Raw genomic sequence first — 19,112 nt, 5'->3', positions numbered from 1 at the left:
GCCGCCGCGCGATAAGCGACGCGGCGTGTACTGGATCCCCATCACCATCGTCGCCGCGAGCCTGCAGGTGGCGCGCAACGCCACTCAGCGCAGCCTGATGGAGGGCGCGGGCCCCTGGGGCGCCACCCTGGTGCGCTTCCTGTTCGGCCTGCCGTTCAGCATCATCTTCGTGCTCACCGCCGTCGCCCTGACGCCGGGGGTCGCCCTGCGGCCGTCGCCGACCTTCTTCGCCTTCTGCGCCGTCGGCGCCGTCAGCCAGGTGACCGCGACGGCGGCCCTGCTGGTCTGCATGCAGCGTTCGAGCTTCGCCATCGGCTCTTCGCTCCAGCAGAGCCTGCTGCCGTTCACGGCGGTGATGGGCCAGTTCCTGTTCGGCGATCTCCTGAACGCCTCGGCCTGGATCGGCGTCGCGGCCGTGACCCTGGGCGTCTTCGGCCTTTCCTGGCCCAAGGGCGGCTTTCGCGGCGACTGGAGCGCGGCGGTCTTCGGCCTGGCGGCCGGCTTCGGCTTCGCCATCGGCAACAATGTCTTCCGCCAGGCCACCCTGGCGCTCGACGCGGCCCATGTGGCAGCGGCCTCGACGGCCACGGTCTGCATGGTTCAGGCCCTGCAGTCGGCCCTGCTGGTCGCCATACTGGCGGTGCTGAACCGACCGGCCCTGATGGCCGCCCTGCGGTCGTGGCGGCCCTCGCTCGGAGCCGGATTTTTCGGCGCGGCGGCCTCGTGCTGCTGGTTCACAGCCTTGGCCATGGCGCCCGCCGGACCGGTTCGCGCCGTCGGCGTGGTCGAGATGCCGATCGCCGCCCTGGCCGGCCGCAAGCTGTTCGCCGAGCGCCTGACGTTGCTGCAGTGGGCGTCGGCCGCCCTCACCGCCGCCGGCGTCGTGCTGGCCGCCCTGGCCTAGCTTCCACCTGCGTCACCGCGCGCGGCGAACTCCGTGACGGTTCATATCGATAGACCTTGAATTCAACACGTTCGCAGGGCAAACCCACGGCGTTCGACGAGCGTTCGACCCCCTTCGTGGCCGCTCGGTGGACATGTCTCCGCCCCGCCCCGACCTTCGACGCTTTTCTCAGGCCACCGATGTTTGCATCCCTTTTCGGCGCCATCTCGAACGATATCGCCATCGACCTCGGCACGGCCAACACCCTGATCTATCAGAAGGGCAAGGGCATCGTGCTCAACGAGCCCTCGGTGGTGGCGCTGCGCAACGTCGGCGGCCGCAAGCAGGTGCACGCCGTGGGCATAGAGGCCAAGCAGATGCTGGGCCGCACCCCGGGCCACATGGAAGCCATCCGCCCGATGCGCGACGGGGTCATCGCCGACTTCGAAGTCGCCGAGGAGATGATCAAGTACTTCATCCGCAAGGTTCACAACCGCAAGGGCTTCGTGAACCCCAAGGTCATCGTCTGCGTGCCGTCGGGCGCCACCGCCGTCGAGCGCCGCGCGATCAACGACAGCTGCCTGAACGCCGGCGCCCGCCGCGTCGGCCTGATCGACGAGCCGATGGCCGCGGCGATCGGCGCCGGCCTGCCGATCCACGAGCCGACCGGCTCGATGGTGGTCGACATCGGCGGCGGCACCACCGAGGTGGCCGTGCTCTCGCTCTCGGGCATCGTCTATTCGCGCTCGGTCCGGGTCGGCGGCGACAAGATGGACGAGGCGATCATCAGCTACATGCGTCGCCACCATAACCTGCTGATCGGCGAGACCACCGCCGAGCGCATCAAGAAGGAAATCGGCACCGCCCGCGCCCCGGCCGACGGCGAAGGCCTGTCGATCGACGTCAAGGGCCGCGACCTGATGCAGGGCGTGCCGCGCGAAGTCCGCATCAGCGAAAAGCAGGCGGCCGACGCCCTGCAGGACCCGGTGAACCAGATCGTGGAGGCCGTGAAGGTCGCCCTGGAAGCCACCCCGCCCGAGCTCGCCAGCGACATCGCCGACAAGGGCATCATGCTCACCGGCGGCGGCGCCCTGCTGCGCGGCCTCGACGCCGAGATCCGGGACCACACCGGCCTGCCGGTCACGGTGGCCGACGATCCGCTTTCCTGCGTCGCCCTGGGCTGCGGCAAGGTGCTCGAACATCCCAAGTGGATGAAGGGCGTGCTCGAATCGACGCTCGCGTAGACACTGCAGTTCTGGGCGCCGGGCGCGCCCTGGAGAGACGGCTTGGCGTTCCGCGAAAGTCCGTTGGGCGAACTGAAGGTCCCGTTGACCTGGACGGCGGCCGTCGCCCTGGTCGTGGCCGGAATCCTGGCCGTCGCCCTGCTGCTGACCGACCGGCGTGAAACCCTGCGCGAGCAGGCCTACGGCACGGCGCGCCAGACCGTCGACACGGTGGCGGCCCCGGTGGGGCAGGTGGTGGCCGCTCCGGTGCGCGCGACCGGCCAGGGCCTGGCCTTCGTCGGCGGCTATTTCTTCGCGGTGTCCGAAAACCGCCGGCTGCGCAAGGAGCTGGAGGAGATGCGCCAGTGGCGCGACGTCGCCATCGCCCTGCGCGACACCAATGACCGCTACAGGACGCTGCTCGGCCTGAAGACCGATCCGCCGCTGCCGATGGTGGCCGCCCGGGTCGTCGCCGACAGCCGCGGCCCGTTCGCCAACGCCCGCCTGGCCGACGCCGGCCGCGACAAGGGCGTGACCATCGGCAACCCCGTGCTCTCCGAACGCGGCCTCGTGGGCCGGGTGGTGGGCGTCTCCGGCGACGCCAGCCGCATCGTCCTGCTGACCGACATCGCCTCGCGCACCCCGGTGATGATCGACCGGACCAACGCCCGGGCCATCCTGGCCGGCGACGGCGGCCCGAACCCCAAGCTCGACTACCTGCGCGGTCGCGATCCGGTGAGAAGCGGCGACCGGGTGATGACCAGCGGCGACGGCGGCGTCATCCCGCGCGGCCTGCCCGTGGGCGTGGCGGTCAAGGGCGTCGACGGCGGCTGGCGCGTGCAGCTGGCCAGCGACGCCGCCCCGATCGATTTCGTGCGCATCCTGCTGTTCAAAGACTTCGCCCAGCTCGCCAACGAGACCGAGCTGCGCCAGACTGTCATGCCGCCGGTGACCACCGAGAACCAGCGCGAGAGCATTCTCGGCCCTGTCGCCGCGACGCCCGCCCCGCCCCGCCCCGCGACGACCACGCCGCCGGCCCAGACCCCGGCGGCCGCATCGCCTCGGCCGGCCGCCCCAGCTCCGGCCTCAGTCCCGGCAACGGCGGCCCCGCCGCAATGAGCCTGTCCTCGGCCCGCCCGCTCGATCCGTGGCGCTGGCTGGTCGCGCCCCTGCTGCTGGCGCTGCTCGCCGCGGTGCTGTTCGCCGCGCCCATCCGCGTCTTCGGCCTGCGCCTGCCCGAGCCGGTGTTCGCCCTCGCCCCCGCCTTCGCCTGGGCGGTGATCCGCCCCGCCGTGCTGGCGCCCTTCCTGGTGCTGCTGATGGGTCTGGCGCTGGACCTGTTCTGGGGCGGGCCGTTGGGCCTCTGGGCCCTGTCGCTGCTGGTCGCCTACGGGGCCACCCTGTTCTCGCGCAACATGATGACCGGTCAGAGCCCGGTGATGATGTTCGTCTGGTACGCCGCGATCTGCGCCCTGGCCATGGCCACCGGCTATCTGGTGACCATGCTCGACGCCCTGGCCGCCCCCAGCCTGTTGGCGGTGTTCTGGCAATACCTCGCCACGATCGTGCTGTTTCCGTTCGCCTACCGCCTGATCGACCGCTTCGAAGACGCCGACGTCAGGTTCCGATGAGCGAACCCTCGATCTACTTCTCCGACGTCAACGAACGGCAGGGCGCCTTCCACCGCCGGGCCTTCCTGCTGGGCGGTTTCGCCGGCGTCGGCCTGCTGGCCCTCACGGGGCGACTGTTGCACCTGCAGGTGCTGGAGACGGGCCGCTATCAGAAGCTGGCCTCGGGCAACCAGTTCAACTACCGCCTCACCCCCCCGCCCCGCGGCCTGATCCTCGACCGCAACGGCGTGGCCCTGGCGTCCAACCGTCCGAACTTCCGCCTCATGGTGGCGCGGGAGGACGACATGGACGTCGACAAGACGCTTCTCGAGCTTTCCCAGCTCGTGCCGATGGACGACGAGCGCCGCCAGCGCCTGTCCCGGGACCTGACCCGCACCCCGAAGCAGACGCCCATGCCGGTCATGGAGGACATGACCTGGGAGGAGTTTTCCCGCGTCAACATCCGCGCGCCGGAGCTGCCTGGCGTGACCGCCGACATGGGCGAGGTGCGGGTCTACCCCTACGGCGGCGCGTTCGCGCACGTGATCGGCTATGTCGCCAAGGTCTCCGAACGCGACCTGGAGCAGGCCAAGGGCGACCCGGCCCAGGACCAGCAGCTGCTGCGAAATCCCGGATTCCGCATCGGCAAGCAGGGCGTGGAGAAGGCGCTCGACCGCGACCTGCGCGGCCGCGCCGGGGCCATCAAGGCCGAGGTCGATGCGCAGGGCCGCACGGTGCGCCTCGATCCGGAAGGCGACATTCCGGGCACCCCGGGCAAGGAAGTCCGCCTTTCACTCGACGCCGACATCCAGAACCGGGCCCTGGAAGTGATGGGCGACGAGAGCGGCGCCATCGTCATGATGGACTGCCGCACGGGCGACCTGCTCTGCATGGCCTCGGCCCCGAGCTTCGACGCCAACCGCTTCGTCAAGGGCCTGTCCACGCCCGAGTACCGCGCCCTCAGCGAGTACGAGCGCAAGCCGCTGCTCGACAAATGCCTGAGCGGCACCTTCCCGCCGGGCTCCACCTTCAAGCCGACCGTGGCGCTCGCCTGCCTGGGCGCCGGCATCGATCCGAGCGAGCGGATCGTCTGCACCGGCGGCTGGTATTACGGGGGGCGCACCTGGCACTGCCACAAGAAGGGCGGTCACGGCGCGCAGAACGTTCACGACGCGATCAAGAACTCCTGCGACGTCTACTTCTATCAGATGGCGCTGCGCATCGGCCCGGACGCCATCGCGACGGCGGCGCGCGCCATGGGTTTCGGCGAGACGTTCGACATCGGCATTCCCGGCCAGCGCAAGGGGCTGGTTCCAGACCGGGCCTGGAAGAAGAGCGCCTTCAAGGACCCACGCAATCAGATCTGGTTCCCGGGCGAGAGCCCGAGCTACGGCATCGGCCAGGGCGCGATCTCGGTCAACGCCCTGCAGCTGGCGGTGATGACCGCCCGCATGGCCAACGCCAAGAAGGCGCTGACGCCCCGCCTGATCCGTTCGATCGGCGGCGTGGAGCTGCCCAGCGGCGCGGCGGTCCCCGACCTGCCGTTCGACCCCGAGCACCTGCACATCGTCCGCGAGGGCATGGCGGCGGTGGCCAACGATCCCACCGGCGGGGCCTACAGGCAGAGCCAGCTCGGCCTCGGCGACGTGCTGATGGCCGGCAAGACGGGCACGGCCCAGGTGCGCCAGTACGGCGCCGGCTCGCGCAGCAACGTGGGCGTGGCCTGGAAGCTGAAGGACCACAACCTCTTCGTCGCCTTCGCGCCCTACGACAATCCGCGCTACGCCATGTCGGTGATCATCGAGCACGGCGGCCAGTTCGGCTCCAGCGCCGCCGCGCCGCGCGCCCGCGAAGTCATGCGCACCGCCCTGCTCAAGGATCCCGAAATCCGCGCCCGGATCGAGCGGCCGACCCCGCTGCCGGACGCGCCGGTGGAAGGCGACATCGAGGGCATCGCGCCCGACGAACCCACCATCGGCGCTCCGCCGCCGGACCTGCCCGGAGGCGCCCAATGACCCTCAGCGGCGGCATCACCCGACCCGGCGAGCGCGATCGCCTGCTCATCAAGTTCGCCGAGGTCGACTGGACCTTCTGCCTGGCCCTGACGCTCATCGCCTCGGCCGGCGGGCTGATGCTGTTCTCCGTCGCCGGGGGCTCCTGGCAGCCATGGGCGGCCGACCACATGATCCGTTACGCCGTCTGCCTCGGCATCATGATCGTGCTGGCGATGGTCGATCTGCGGGTCTGGTTCGCCATGGCCTATCCGGTCTACGCCGTCGGCCTGGTGTTGCTGCTGGCGGTGGAGGTGATGGGCGACATCTCGCTGGGCGCCCAGCGCTGGCTGCAGCTCGGCCCGATCCGAATGCAGCCGTCGGAGATCATGAAGATCGGCGTGGTGCTTGCCCTGGCCCGCTTCTACCATGGCCTCTCCGGCGACAGCGCGCGGCTGTCCTGGCGGCTGATCATCCCAGGGCTGATGATCGCCATCCCGGTCGCCCTCGTCGCCAAGCAGCCGGATCTCGGCACCTCGCTGCTGATCCTGTTCACCGGCGTGGCGATCATGGTGCTGGCGGGCCTCGCCTGGCAGTTGATCGCCGCGGGCGTCGCCGCCGTCGCCGTGGTCGCCCCGGCGATGTATTTCTTCGTGCTGCACGACTATCAGCGAAAGCGCGTCGACGTGCTGTTCAATCCGGAGGCCGACCCGTCGGGTTCGGGCTATCACATCCTGCAGTCGAAGATCGCGCTGGGGGCTGGCGGCCTGCTCGGGCGAGGCTATGGGCTCGGCACCCAAAGTCAGCTGAACTTCCTGCCCGAAAAGCACACCGATTTCATCTTCGCGACCCTGGCCGAGGAGTTCGGCTTCGCCGGCTGCTTCAGCATCCTGTTCCTGTACGGGGCGGTGATCTTCATGGCCTTGCGCATCTCGTCGATCTCCCACAGCCACTTCGGCCGCCTTTCCGCGGCCGGCATCACCTCGACCTTCGCCCTCTATGTGTTGATCAACGGGGCGATGGTGATGGGCCTGGCCCCCGTCGTCGGCGTGCCCATGCCCCTGCTCTCCTACGGCGGCACGGTGATGCTGACGGTGATGATCGGCTTCGGCCTCGTGCAGTCGGTGCGCGTGCATCGCTACACCGAGGTGACCAGCGGCCGCGGAGCCCTGCTTTAGTGGACCAGAAGCCCTGGACGGTCGTTCGTTCGGAGTACGTCCGCAAGGACCGGTGGATCGGCCTGCGCGCCGACGACTGCGTCACCGCCGAGGGGGTCCGCGTCGCGCCCTACTACGTGGTCGAATATCCCGACTGGGTGCAGATCGTCGCTCTCGACGACGAGGGCTGCCTCCTGCTGGTCCGTCAATACCGCCACGGGACCAAGAGCTTCACGATCGAGCTGCCCGCCGGCCGCATGGACCCGGGCGAGACCGATCCGGTCGCCACCGCCTTGCGCGAATTGCGCGAGGAGACCGGCCATGAGGCCGCCGGCGCCCGCCTGATCGCCAGCGCGCCGCTCAATCCCGCCGGTTGCGAGAACACGGTCCACACCGTGCTTTGCGAAGGTCTGCGAAAGGTCGGCGGCGCGCTCGACGACCCCACCGAACGGATCGAGGTGCTGCGCCAGCCGGTGGCCGAAGCCGTGCGCCGGGCCCAGGCCGGCGAGATTCTGCCCATGCCGCAGACGGCGTCGCTGCTCCTGGCGCTGCTAGCGACCGGGCGGCTCGTTCCCACCGAGGACTGAGCTTTCCCGCCTGCCCTCAAGCCGCTATAGCGAGACCGCCCCGCCGCCCGGGATCGGCCCTGTGCGCCGCCCCGATGCGCGTTCACACCGGAAGGAAAGTTCCGCCCTCATGGCCAAGATCAAAGTCGCCAATCCCGTCGTCGACATGGACGGCGACGAGATGACCCGCATCATCTGGAAGCTCATCAAGGATAAGCTGATCTTCCCGTACCTCGACATCGACCTGGACTACTACGACCTGTCCGTCGAGAACCGCGACGCCACCAACGACCAAGTGACCATCGACGCGGCCAACGCCACCAAGAAGCATGGCGTCGCCGTGAAGTGCGCGACCATCACCCCGGACGAAGCGCGGGTGACCGAGTTCAATCTGAAGCAGATGTGGAAGAGCCCGAACGGCACCATCCGCAACATCCTCGGCGGCGTGATCTTCCGCGAGCCGATCATCTGCCAAAACGTGCCGCGCCTCGTGCCGGGCTGGACCCAGCCGATCATCGTCGGCCGCCACGCCTTCGGCGACCAGTACCGCGCCACCGACTTCAAGTTCCCTGGCAAGGGCAAGCTGACGATCAAGTTCGTCGGTGAAGACGGCGAGACCATCGAGAAGGACGTGTTCGACGCGCCGAGCTCGGGCGTCGCCATGGCCATGTACAACCTCGACGACTCGATCCGCGACTTCGCCCGCGCCTCGCTGGCCTACGGCCTGAACCGCAACGTGCCGGTCTATCTGTCGACCAAGAACACCATCCTCAAGGCCTACGACGGCCGCTTCAAGGACATCTTCCAGGAGACGTTCGACGCCGAGTTCGCCGACCAGTTCAAGGCGGCGGGCCTGACCTACGAACACCGCCTGATCGACGACATGGTGGCGGCGGCCCTGAAGTGGTCGGGCGGCTATGTCTGGGCCTGTAAGAACTACGACGGCGACGTGCAATCCGACATCGTGGCCCAGGGCTTCGGCTCGCTCGGCCTGATGACCTCGGTGCTGATGACGCCGGACGGCAAGACGGTGGAAGCCGAAGCCGCCCACGGCACCGTGACCCGCCACTACCGCCAGCATCAGAAGGGCGAGAGCACCTCGACCAACTCGATCGCCTCGATCTTCGCCTGGACCCGTGGCCTCGCCCACCGCGCCAAGCTCGACGGCAACGAGGAACTGGCCAAGTTCTCGCACACCCTCGAGAAGGTCTGCGTCGACACCGTCGAAAGCGGCTTCATGACCAAGGACCTGGCCCTGCTGGTCGGCGAGAAGCAAAGCTGGCTGACCACCGAAGGCTTCCTCGACAAGATCGACGAGAACCTGAAGAAGGCCATGGCCGCGGCCTAACTGAAAGACCTCTCCCCCTCGAAGGGGGAGGGGCCAGGGGTGGGGGTGACTGCTGACGTTGAGCAGTCGCCGCCTGTTGAGATTCCACCCGAAACGCCCTGCACCCACCCCCATCCCTTACCCTTCCCCCTCGAAGGGGGAAGGGACTTAGGGGGCAGCCACTTTACCGCCCACGCGTTTGGCATCCGATCAAGCTGAGCTTTCGGAGCCCCGGCGGGTGAGACCCAGATTTTTCGACATCGTCCTCTTCCTGCTGCTGGCGACGGCCCTGGCCTTCGTCACCGCGCCGCTGTTCGCCTTCCGCGCCCTGAAGTCGGCGGCGACCTATGAGGATGTCGCGGCCATCGGCGAGCTTGTCGATTTTCCCGCCACGCGCCGCGCCCTCACCCAGCAACTTGAAGCCCGCACCGCCGCCGCGCCGGCCACCGCCGAGCCACCCTCGCTGTGGCGCAATCCGATGGGCGCCTTCCGCCGCGCCATCGAGCCGATCGCCCCGCCCGAGCCGGCCGTCGACCGCTACCTGACCGTCGCCGGCGTCTCGGCCCTGACGCGCGGCTACGCGCTTGGGGCCGCACCGGCGATCGCCGAGCCCCGGTCCCCCTGGAACGCACTAAGCACAGCGGTGCGCGGGCCCCACCCGACCATGGTCTATTGGGATCCCAACCGCGTCCGCATCGCCGTCACCCGCCCCGAGGCGAAGGACAAACGCACGATCTTCACCTGGCAGCGCCGAGGCTGGTTCGTGTGGAAGTTGGTGGCGATCACCTTGCCGGTGGGCGAGCCCTGAGCCCCCTTCTCCCTCGAAGGGGGAAGGGTTGGGGATGGGGGTGAATGCGCAGCCTGCCCAGGCGGGCTCAACAGGCCGCGCCATCAATGACAAGCCGGTCTCTCAGTGCGAACACCCTCACCCCTGCCCCTCTCCCTTCGAGGGAGAGGGATTCATCACCTCACCGCCACCACCGCATATCGTGACCGCCACCCCACCGTCGCCTCGTCAGGCGCAGCCTCTACGCGTGTCCACACCTGACTCTTCGGCAACCCAAGCCCAACGACCACGCCCGCCAGCTTGTCGGCCCGCTGCTGGGCCATCCCCGACCGCTCGCGCAACGTCTCGCCGGTGTTCAGACGGCTGACGCCCTGGTGGGCGACGATCTCCAGCGTCTCGCCGGAGGCCGAGGCGGCCTTGACCATGTTCCACAACGTCAGCATGTCCGGCCCGGAACCCCGGTCGCTCTCGAACGGGAAATAGATCGTCAGGGTCTCGGGCGGCGGCGGGCCGGGCGGCGGCGTGTAGGCGGCGTCGAGCGGCTTTACCGACAGCGAAGGGTCGGCCTCGGCCCGCTGGGCCAGCGCCTGCATGGCGGCGCGTTGCTCGGGCGGGCCGCTGTTGAAGATGCCGCCGGGTCCGCCGACCACCGAGCCGTCGAACGGCAGCACGAGGTCGCACTCGGGCGCGAGTTCGGGCAGCACCGAGGCGCGGCCGTCCAGCGCGGGCGCGCCGCAGACGGTGCGGTTCGGATCGATGCGCCCCTCGACCAGCAGCCTGTGCTTCAGCTGCGGATTGCCGGTGTCGGCGGGGTTGGCGATGCCGATCCGCGCCCCGTCGCGCTCCACCAGGAAGCAGAGGTCGGCCTGCGGGCCGGTGTCGCGGGCGATGGGGCAGGTGATGAAGGCCACCGCGTCGGCGGCCATGGCCCGCCCAGCGGCCAGCGTCATGAGCGCGGCGATAACGACGGCGCGGCGCATCTAGAGCGTCCTCATGAAGTTCACCAAGTCGCGCTTTTCCTGCTCGGTGTAGCCGATGTTGAAGCGGCGATCGTAGAAGTCGACCAGCTCGCGCAGGTCGGCGGCCGAGCCGTTGGCGAAGTATGGCGCGCGGGCGGCGAGCCCCCGCAGCTGCTGGGTCATGGTCGCCCCGACGTCGGCGCACTTGCCGGTCACCAGGGCGCGGCCCGGGTCGTGGGTGAAGATGGTGCGGCCGAGGTAGGATTGGGCAGGGGCGCTGGCCTTGCAGGTCACCTTGAACAGCGGAAGATCATCGCGCTGGTTGGCCCAGGGGAAGTTGTTCAGCCCCAGGTCCATGAAGCCGGGCGCGAGATCCATGCCCGCCAGCAGGGTGTTGTGGCAGCCCGAGGCGCAGGAGCGTTTGAACGGATTGCCCAGCCCCTTGTCGTTGTACATGCCGACGTCGCGGATCAGGAACCGGCGCGAGAAGTAGACGTCGGCCCCGCGGGCGACCGAACGGCGGAATTCGTCCTGCGGCCCAGTTCCCTGGCTACTCCCCCGCCCGGCCGCCCAGCCGGTGAAGCTGCCGAATACCTTGTTGATCGGGTTGTTGCCCAGCCGCGCGGGCGCCCCGTCGCGCATCGCCTCGGGGCCGAGGCCGGGCGGCGCACCGGGACCAGTCAGCGGACCGCCGAGGGCGTCGAAGGCTTGGGCGACATAGACCTGGTTCTCGAAAGCGACGATCTGCGCCAGTTGTTCCTGGCTCGGCCGCCCCTGCGTCTGCAGGTGTGTGATCGCGGCCTCGACGGCCTGGGTCTTCAGCGTCGGCTGGCGGCCGTCGGACAAGAGCTGGTTGGAGACGAAGCCGCCCGTCTCCGGATCGCGTGGCAAGAGGCTCTTGTCGTTGTAGACGAAGGCTTCGTGCGGCGGCACGCCGTGCGGCAGCTCGGTCAGGAACTTGATGTTGCCGACCGGCCGGGGGCGCCGGAACACCGAGACCATCGGGTTGGCGCTTTTCAAGCCATAGGTCGCGTCGGTGTTGCAGCCGGTGGGATCGCGCACCACGGCGATGTCGAATTCCGGCGTCATCCGCGCCCCGTCGGCGGCGCGCGGCGGCCAGGGCATGAAGATGCGGAACAGGCCCTTGTTCAGCAGCAGGGAGTGCGAGGCCGCCTCGCCTTGCGGCAGGCTGGGGCAGTTGGCCCCGTCGACGGCCGCGAAGATCGGGTCCTTGCCGCCAGTCTCGGCCCACCGCTTGCGGATGGTCTCGACCGACAGGCTCATGCCGTCGGACGGCTGGTGGCAGCTGACGCAGGCCCGGCCGTTGGCGCCCAGCGGCGCGAAGAACGGATGCCCCGCCGCCACCGGCCCGTCGGCGTTCAGCACCCGGATGCGGCCGGTCGGGTTGGCGTACTCGGCCGAGGCCGGCATTCCCGAGGCGCCGTTGAGCCAGTCGGCGCCGGCCTCGTAGGCTTCGGTCGCCGGCGCGCGCGCGGCCTGCGCCGCCTGGGCTGGAACCTGCCCGGCCACACCGCCGAGCACGCCGGGCTTGTTCGGCGTCTGGGAGACAGCGGCCGCGCCGACGAGCCCGAGCAAGCTCGCGCCCACCAGGGCGAAGGTCAGTCGATAGGCGCGCGGTTTCGGTGCGTCTTGTCCCATGCGCCAAGGCTTAGCGTATGGGACATAACAATCAATTGGCCGCTTGATGTCGGCGACGCCTCTTCTCTCATTCCAAAAATTCGCTTCCCTCGGCCTTGTGCCGAGGGGCCCTCGTTCAGCCCGCGCTGAAAAACAACTTGGATTCGAACTCTCGGGAAGCAGGGGCCCTCGGCACAAGGCCGAGGGAAGCGGTTTAAGAAGGTGAGAGTTCGGTCTCGCCGCCGCTCAGCTGATCTCGAGCGCGCCGGCCGGGCGAAGGTGTTCCGGGAACGGGCTGGCCTCGCCGCCGCGCAGGATCGAGTTGCCCGAGAACAGCGCCTTCTGATCGACGGTCGCCACGTCGATCCAGTCCTCGGCCTTCATCTCGCCGTTGAGGCCGTAGACGGCCAGGGCGTTCTGGTAGGTGACCTTGCGGATGTCGGCCTCGGCCACGCCGCGTTCGCGCATCAGGGCGGCAGTCTTCGGCACGGCCAGCGGGTCGGAGACGCCCCAGTCGCAGGCGCTGTCGACGATCACCCGCGTCGAGCCGTACTGCTTGACCAGTTCGGTGGCGCGGGCGTTGCCCATCTTGGTGCCGGGATAGATCGAGAACGCCGCCTGGAAGCCGCGGTCGAGCACCTCGCGCACGGTCTCCTCGTTGTTGTGGTCGATCACGCACTTGGCCGGGTCGAATCCGTGTTCGACCAGTACGTCCATGGTCCGCGACGTACCCTTTTTCTTATCCCGGTGCGGGGTGTGGATCATGATCGGCAGGTCCAGCTCCTTGGCCAGCTCGATCTGCAGGCGGAAGTACTTGTCCTCCAGCGCCGTCTGGTCGTCGTAGCCGATCTCGCCGATGGCCACGACGCCCTCCTTGGCCGCGAAGCCCGGCAGGATGTCCATCACCGCCTCGGCCAGGGCCTCGTCGTTGGCCTCCTTCGAATTCAGGCCGATGGTGCAGTAGTGGCGGATGCCGAACTGGCCGGCGCGGAAGCGCTCGAAGCCGATGATGTGCGACAGGTAGTCGATGTAGCTGCCCACGTTGGTGCGCGGCTGACCGATCCAGAACGCCGGCTCGACCAAGGCGACCACCCCGGCGGCGGCCATGGCCACGTAGTCGTCGGTGGTGCGCGCGATCATGTGCGCATGCGGGTCGATATACATGGTTCCGGCCGGGCGCTCGCCGCGCCAGGCGGGGGCGTCGGTCAACTGAGCTTTCAGGGCGGCGATCTGATCGCGGGTCAGGGGTACGCCGCAGCACGGGCAGCCGATGCCGCCGCCGTTGGCTTCTGCGGGCTCGCACACGAGGCCTGACTTCTCCTCGGGCTTGTCCATGACACTCTCCCTAAACCTGCGGCGCCGTCGCCAGCACCGTTTTCCAGCCTATTTCGTGGTTCGCGACGGCCGACGCAAGCGTGGGCTCGGCCGCCAGGGCCGCCGCCGCCTCGGGTAGGCTGGATTCAGAGAGGGCCAGGGCCGCGGCCTTGCGCGAAGTCTCATCGCCCGTGGCCAGCACCTTGGCGAGGTCGGCGACGCCCGAAGCGTCGGCGAACCGCCCCACCCCGCGCCACAGTTCGGGACTGATGGCGCGCCCGGCGGCCCAGCGCTCATGGGCGTAGTCGATCATGGTGGCGGCCAGCTCGGCGTTCCATCGGTCGTCCAGACCCATGATGGGAGCCATGGTGCTGTCGATGAACAGCGCCTTCAGCACCATCTGATTCCAGGCCGGCTGCGGGAAGTGCTCGGCGGCATAGGGATTGCCATGCGCCACCGCCTCGAAGATCGGCTGCATGGCGGTGCGCACGCCTTCGACGGCCGTGGGCAGCAGGTCCTCGCCGCGCGGGTAGAGCGGCAGGCCGCGCAGCAGAGCGATGCGCTCGCCGAGGTCCGAGGTGCTGAAGATGGATTTCACCACTGCCGGGAAGTCGTTCATCACCGCGCCGGCGTCGATCAGCAGCAGGATGCGGCCGGCCTGTTCGGCGGTCAGGCCTTGGGGACGCCAGCCGGGACGGGCGGCCTCGGCGGCCGCCAGATCTTCGGCCGTCAGGGAAAGCTCGGCCTTGCCGAGACGGCGGGCCTGGCTGAAGGCGATGGCCAGGGTCTTGCTGGCGGGCTCGGCGGCGAGCCCTGCCCGCTTGGCGTCGAACCAGGCGACGGCGTCCGGGGCGGCGTCGCGGCCGATCCATTGGCGGAGAAGCTCTGCGGGGGTCACGTGCCAGGAATCCAACGCTGGAAGATCAGGGTGAGCGGGAAGCCCAGGGCGGCGAGCAGCGCCAGCATCGGCTGGCCCGCGCCTGCGATGAACAGGGCGTCCAGCAGGCAGATGCCGGCGATCAGCAGGGACACCACGCGGCCGATGTTGGCCCGCTGACGGCGCATCATCAGCGACACCGCATAGAGCACGACAGCCAGGAGAATTACGTAGACCGCCGCCCCGACGCCGACCTGCGCCACCAGCGGCGCGGCGTAGACGAACGGCGCGGCGAGGAACAGCAGGGGCCACAGGCGCCCAGGCGTCTTCAGGTCTTCCTGCTTGGCCGCGTAGGTCAGGCCGATCAGGTAGCAGAGGGCCATGCCGGCGGCCCAGATCACCTGCAGCTGCAACCCGCCCACCAGGGCGGCGGCGACGGTGACGTAGACCAGCAGGCGGCACAGGCCCATGATCACCGGGCTGGCCGGATTGCCTTTGTGCCAGGCGTCGTAGGCCACGATGGCGGCGGTCAGGGCGACGCCGCCGGCCACGCCCGGCAGGCCGAGCCCGCCGCCGGAAAGGGCCAGGCCCACCAGCAGGGCCAGGGCCACGGCGATCATCACCGCCCCCGCGCCCATCACGGTCGCCTTGGAGACCACGCCGGCGGGAATCGGCCGCGTCGGCCGGTTGACCGCGTCATGCGCCGCGTCGAAAGCGTCGTTCAGGTACATGCCGGCGACGTAGAACAGCGACAACGCCAGCATCAGCACCAGCACGTCGACGGCGCTCAACACGGCGCCGCTCAGCACGGCGCCGGCCAGGACGTTGGTCCAGACCGTCGGCAGGTTCGAGACCCGCCCAAGGCGAAGAGCGACCGGCCAGCTCAGGCCGGCAGCTGCTGACGAACCCATTGCAACTCTCTGGCGATGGCCGGCGGCAGGGCGCCGGTGCGGTAGCTATCGGGCAGAACGCCCCAGGTATAGGTCTCGACCTCGAGATGCGGCGAGATCGGATCGCGGGCGTGCAGCGCCAGGGCCTCGGCGACAAAGGCCTGGGTCGAGCCGAACGGGCCGAGGTCGGCCAGGAACAGCGGCACGTGATAGTGCACCCGCCACTCGCGGTCGGCGGCGGCCGGGGCCTCGCCCAGCGCCTCGAAGGCATCGGCGAGATCGTCGTAGCGGTTGAGAGCCGCGCCCTGCTTCTCGACCACCTGGTGCAGATAGACCCCGTCGTCGAACGGGGCGAGCAGCGCCCGCGCCTCGGCGCCGACACCGGAAAGGCGCAGGCCCGCGCTAACCTGCAGCTTGGTCACCGCCACCCCCGCTTCGCGCAGGGCGGCGACCGTGGCGGCCGGATCCTCGAACTCGACGGCGGCGTGGCAGAGATCAAGGCAGAGGCCGAGGTGCTTGCGCAGCGCCCTGCCCGCCTCGTCCGCCGTGAGACCGGTCAGGTCGGCGAGCCGCGCGGCGGCGGCCGGGGCGAACAGGTGGTCGCGGAAGAAGGCGACGGCTTCCTCGGTGGTCTCCAGGAAGCAGGAGGGCTCCGGCTCGATGGCCAGGGCGATGGTCTTGCCGGTGCGTCGTTCGATCCCGACCAAGTGCGCCGCGTGCTGCACGAAGCGCTCGGTCATCTGGGCGACGGCGTCGCCGTCGACGTTGGTCTTGTAGCAGCCAGGCGCCGTCGAGATGCTGCCGGCCAGCCCCTCGGGCAGGATCTCGGCCAGGTAGTCGGCGGCGGCGTTGGTGTAGCGCAGGCGCTCGTTGTCGCGCCAATCGGGCAGGTAGACTTCCTCCTTCACCCGCGTCCCGTGGAAGGGGCCGTAGGGGAAGGCGTTCATCGTGAAGACGTAGAGGTCGTTCTCGGCCAGGAAGGCCTTCATCCGCGCCATCGCCTCGGGCGCGCTCGCCTGCTCCAGCGCCTGGCCGGACAGGCGCAGGCCGACGCCGAACCGTTCGCCCGGCGCGACGGCCTCGCGGACAGCCAGGAGGTCGTTTCGCAGCACGCCCCACACCGCCTCCCAGGTCTCGCCGGGGTGGACGTTGGTGCAGTAGGTCAGGTGCCCGCGATCGCCCGAGAGTTTCACGCGGCCTGCTCCTCCAGCCATTCGATCGACTGCAGGATCAGCGCCTCGTCCATCTCATGCACCTCGACGCCGACGCCGAGCGCCGTCAGCAGGGTGATGGTCAGCTCGCCGCCGAGATGCTCGCGGAAATCCGACAGGCCCTTCAGCAGCACATGCTGGCCGGCGTCGTTATGGGCCTTGAGCATCGGGTGATAGGTCGGCAGGCCGATGGCCTTCAGCAGGGCGACGACCCGCAGCTCTTCCCCGGCCGGCAGGCGGCCGGAGAGCACCGAATAGCGGGTGTCGAGCGCCAGGCCGATGGCCACCGCCTCGCCGTGCCGCAGGGCGTGGCCGGTCAGCAGTTCCAGCTTGTGCGCGGCCCAGTGGCCGAAATCGAGCGGCCGGGCGCTGCCGCGCTCGAAGGGATCGCCGCCCGAGGCGATCTGGATCATGTGCAGCTCGGCGCAGCGCCGGATCAGGCGATCCACGGCCTTGGGCTCGAAGGCGTGCAGATCGGTCGCCGCGCTCTCCAGCCAGCGGAAGAAGGCGGCGTCGCGGATGAGGGCCACCTTCACAGCCTCGGCCATGCCCGCCCGCTTGTCGCGCGGATCGAGCTGCTCAAGGAAAGCGCTGTCGTTCAGCACCGCGAACGGCGGGGCGAAGGTTCCCAGCAGGTTCTTCTGGCCGAAGGCGTTGACGCCGTTTTTCACCCCGACGCCGCTGTCGTTCTGGCCGAGGATGGTGGTCGGCACGCGGATGTGGCGGATGCCGCGATGGGTGGTGGCGGCCACATAGCCGATCAGGTCCAGCACCGCCCCGCCGCCAACGGCGATCACGAAGCCGTGGCGGTCCATGCCGAGATCGACCAGGCGCTTCTGCAGGCGCTCGACCAGGGCCGGATCGTTCTTGCAGGCCTCGCCGCCGGGCACAGTCTCCGGCGCGGCGACGAGGTCTATGGTCTCCGCGTGGGCGGCGGCGTAGGCGGCGATGCGACCCTGCAGCGTCGGGTCGGCGTCGGCGACGCCCTGGTCGACGAAGAGGCACACCTTATGCGCCTGGCCGGCCCCGGCCTTGGCCACCACGTCGACGAGCACCCGGTTGGCGGGGGCGAACAGGTGGCGCGTGAAGGCCACGGAATATTCGTAGGCCACCGAGAAGCGCTGAACGTAGGATCGCTGATCCACTGACGCGGCGGCGCTTGGCGTCACGGCCTCGCCGCCCCCGTCATAGGAGCCCGCGCCATCGTCGAAGGCGTCATGCGGCATGGCTGGCCTTGCCGGCGGACGCGAAGACGTGGTCGAGGATCAGCCCCTTCACCGCCGTGGCGGCGATGTCGCCCTGCGGCACGAGGGCGGCCTCGGACGAGATGAAGATCGCGCCGTCCTGCGGATCGTCGGTGATCCGGCCGTGGCTGCCCTTCACCAGGGTGGCGTCGAGCGGCGTCAGGTCCATCAGTTGCCGGAAGCCGAGCTTGCGCTTCAGCAGGCGCAAGCCCGCGGCGACCTTCGGATTCTTGAACTTCGGATCGAAGAACAGCTCGACCGGATCGTACCCCGGCTTGCGGTGGATCTCGACGGTGCGGGCGAAGTCCGGAGCTCGGTCGTCGTCGAGGAAGTGGTAGTAGGTGAACCAGCTGTCGGCCTTGCTGATGGCCACCAGGTCGCCGGCCCGCGAATGGTCGAGGCCCCAGGCGGGCTTCTCGTCAGCGCCGAGCACGCGCTCCACCCCATCCAGCGACTCCACCAACGCCCGCACCTCGGCCAGCCGGCCCGGGTCGCGCACATGGATATGGGCCACCTGGTGATCGGCCACGGCGAAGGCCTCCGAGGCGCCGGGGTCCAGCTGCTCGGTCCCCACCTCCTCGCGCACGGCGATCAGGCCGGCGCGGCGCAGGGCGCGGTTAATGTGCACCGGGCGGTTCACGTCGGTGATGCCGTATTCCGAGATCACCATCACCGCCGCGCCGTCGCGCTTGGCGTCCTCGATGATCTCCCCGCAGACGTCATCCAATTCCTTGATGTCCTTGGCCATCGAAGGATGGTTCGGCCCCACCTTCTGCAGCCCGTAGTCGAGGTGCGGCAGGTAGATCAGCGTCAGTGTCGGGTTGCGGGTCTGACGGACGTAGAGCGAGGCGCGGGCGATCCATTCGCTGGATTTCACCGTGGTCGCCGGGCCCCAGAACTGGAATAGGGGGAAGGTCCCCAGCCGCTGGGTCAGCTCGTCTCGCAGCCCGTTCGGCGCGGCGTAGCAGTCCGGCAGCTTGCGGCCGTCGGCGCAGTAGATCGGCCGCGGGGTCACGCCGATGTCGGCGCCGGAATACATGTTGTACCACCAGAACATGTTGGCGGCGGTGAAGCTGGGGTCCCGCTTGCGCGCCGCGTCCCAGATCTTCTCCCCACCCACCAGCGCGGCGGATTGCTTCCAGAAGCCTATCTCGGCGGTGTCGCGGAAATACCAGCCGTTGCCGACGATGCCATGCTCGGTCGGCAGAACTCCCGTCAGGAACGTCGCCTGCGCCGAGCAGGTTACGGCCGGCGTGATCGTGCCGAGCGGCTTGACCCCGCCCTGGGCCGCCAGACGGCTGAGGTTCGGGGTGTTCGGCCCCAGCATGCGCGGCGTCAGGCCGACAGCGTTGATGACAATGGTCGGCCGCATTCCGCCTGCACTCACTCCCCGGTCGCGGCTGTTACCTAAGCGCCGCTTACGCGAGGGGCAATA

17 protein-coding genes are annotated in these 19,112 nt (G+C 69.3%); 9 read left to right on the top strand and 8 right to left on the bottom strand.

What is annotated here, in order from left to right; genetic code table 11:
* Positions 1–25 precede the first annotated feature (25 nt).
* The 9 genes from ACFLIT_RS15990 to ACFLIT_RS15950 all read left to right on the top strand — a co-directional run bounded on the left by ACFLIT_RS15990 (position 26) and on the right by ACFLIT_RS15950 (position 9,565).
* Positions 26–904, top strand: coding sequence for an EamA/RhaT family transporter (locus tag ACFLIT_RS15990; protein WP_479912262.1), 879 nt, complete (start codon positions 26–28; stop codon positions 902–904).
* Positions 905–1,083: 179 nt separating this feature from the next.
* Positions 1,084–2,127 (top strand): rod shape-determining protein, encoded by a 1,044-nt coding sequence (locus ACFLIT_RS15985; RefSeq protein ID WP_479912261.1) that lies wholly within the window; start codon positions 1,084–1,086, stop codon positions 2,125–2,127.
* A gap of 42 nt (positions 2,128–2,169) precedes the next feature.
* The gene (gene mreC, locus ACFLIT_RS15980; RefSeq protein WP_479912260.1) at positions 2,170–3,225 is read left to right on the top strand and encodes a rod shape-determining protein MreC; all 1,056 of its coding nucleotides are present in this window, start codon (positions 2,170–2,172) and stop codon (positions 3,223–3,225) included.
* Positions 3,222–3,737, top strand: coding sequence for a hypothetical protein (locus tag ACFLIT_RS15975; protein ID WP_479912259.1), 516 nt, complete (start codon positions 3,222–3,224; stop codon positions 3,735–3,737). Before mreC ends, ACFLIT_RS15975 begins: the two co-directional genes overlap by 4 nt.
* Positions 3,734–5,731 carry a penicillin-binding protein 2 gene (mrdA, locus tag ACFLIT_RS15970; RefSeq protein WP_479912258.1) on the top strand — a complete coding sequence of 666 codons (1,998 nt, stop codon included), beginning with the start codon at positions 3,734–3,736 and terminating at the stop codon, positions 5,729–5,731. Before ACFLIT_RS15975 ends, mrdA begins: the two co-directional genes overlap by 4 nt.
* The gene (rodA, locus tag ACFLIT_RS15965; protein WP_479912257.1) at positions 5,728–6,885 is read left to right on the top strand and encodes a rod shape-determining protein RodA; all 1,158 of its coding nucleotides are present in this window, start codon (positions 5,728–5,730) and stop codon (positions 6,883–6,885) included. Before mrdA ends, rodA begins: the two co-directional genes overlap by 4 nt.
* A complete protein-coding gene (locus ACFLIT_RS15960; protein WP_479912256.1) occupies positions 6,885–7,451 on the top strand; it encodes an NUDIX hydrolase in 567 nt (188 codons plus the stop codon). The genes rodA and ACFLIT_RS15960 overlap by 1 nt, the downstream gene beginning before the upstream one ends.
* Positions 7,452–7,560: 109 nt before the next feature.
* Positions 7,561–8,778, top strand: a complete 1,218-nt coding sequence (locus ACFLIT_RS15955) for an NADP-dependent isocitrate dehydrogenase (protein ID WP_479912255.1) — start codon at positions 7,561–7,563, stop codon at positions 8,776–8,778.
* A 217-nt stretch (positions 8,779–8,995) separates the two neighbouring features.
* Entirely contained in the window at positions 8,996–9,565 is a 570-nt protein-coding gene (locus tag ACFLIT_RS15950) for a DUF2939 domain-containing protein (protein ID WP_479912254.1), read from the top strand.
* A gap of 155 nt (positions 9,566–9,720) precedes the next feature.
* Here the strand turns inward: ACFLIT_RS15950 and ACFLIT_RS15945 are convergent, their stop codons facing one another.
* The 8 genes from ACFLIT_RS15945 to ACFLIT_RS15910 all read right to left on the bottom strand — a co-directional run bounded on the left by ACFLIT_RS15945 (position 9,721) and on the right by ACFLIT_RS15910 (position 19,049).
* Positions 9,721–10,524 (bottom strand): hypothetical protein, encoded by an 804-nt coding sequence (locus tag ACFLIT_RS15945; protein ID WP_479912253.1) that lies wholly within the window; start codon positions 10,522–10,524, stop codon positions 9,721–9,723.
* Positions 10,525–12,162 (bottom strand): hypothetical protein, encoded by a 1,638-nt coding sequence (locus ACFLIT_RS15940; RefSeq protein WP_479912252.1) that lies wholly within the window; start codon positions 12,160–12,162, stop codon positions 10,525–10,527.
* A 225-nt stretch (positions 12,163–12,387) separates the two neighbouring features.
* Positions 12,388–13,476 carry a TatD family hydrolase gene (locus tag ACFLIT_RS15935; protein WP_479912251.1) on the bottom strand — a complete coding sequence of 363 codons (1,089 nt, stop codon included), beginning with the start codon at positions 13,474–13,476 and terminating at the stop codon, positions 12,388–12,390.
* 10 nt (positions 13,477–13,486) lie between these two features.
* A complete protein-coding gene (locus ACFLIT_RS15930; protein ID WP_479912250.1) occupies positions 13,487–14,353 on the bottom strand; it encodes an EboA domain-containing protein in 867 nt (288 codons plus the stop codon).
* A complete protein-coding gene (locus ACFLIT_RS15925; RefSeq protein WP_479912249.1) occupies positions 14,350–15,243 on the bottom strand; it encodes a UbiA family prenyltransferase in 894 nt (297 codons plus the stop codon). The genes ACFLIT_RS15930 and ACFLIT_RS15925 overlap by 4 nt, the downstream gene beginning before the upstream one ends.
* Positions 15,216–16,415 carry a metabolite traffic protein EboE gene (gene eboE, locus ACFLIT_RS15920; RefSeq protein WP_479912248.1) on the bottom strand — a complete coding sequence of 400 codons (1,200 nt, stop codon included), beginning with the start codon at positions 16,413–16,415 and terminating at the stop codon, positions 15,216–15,218. Before eboE ends, ACFLIT_RS15925 begins: the two co-directional genes overlap by 28 nt.
* On the bottom strand, positions 16,412–17,659 hold the full coding sequence (locus ACFLIT_RS15915) for a 3-dehydroquinate synthase (RefSeq protein ID WP_479912247.1): 1,248 nt from the start codon (positions 17,657–17,659) through the stop codon (positions 16,412–16,414). Before ACFLIT_RS15915 ends, eboE begins: the two co-directional genes overlap by 4 nt.
* Positions 17,649–19,049 (bottom strand): alkaline phosphatase family protein, encoded by a 1,401-nt coding sequence (locus ACFLIT_RS15910; RefSeq protein WP_479912246.1) that lies wholly within the window; start codon positions 19,047–19,049, stop codon positions 17,649–17,651. The genes ACFLIT_RS15915 and ACFLIT_RS15910 overlap by 11 nt, the downstream gene beginning before the upstream one ends.
* Positions 19,050–19,112: the final 63 nt, after the last annotated feature.

This window comes from Caulobacter sp. HJHS_5 (genome assembly GCF_056683955.1).
The sequence above is the reverse complement of the archived record's forward strand: the minus strand, read 5'-3'. Positions and strand labels throughout refer to the sequence as shown.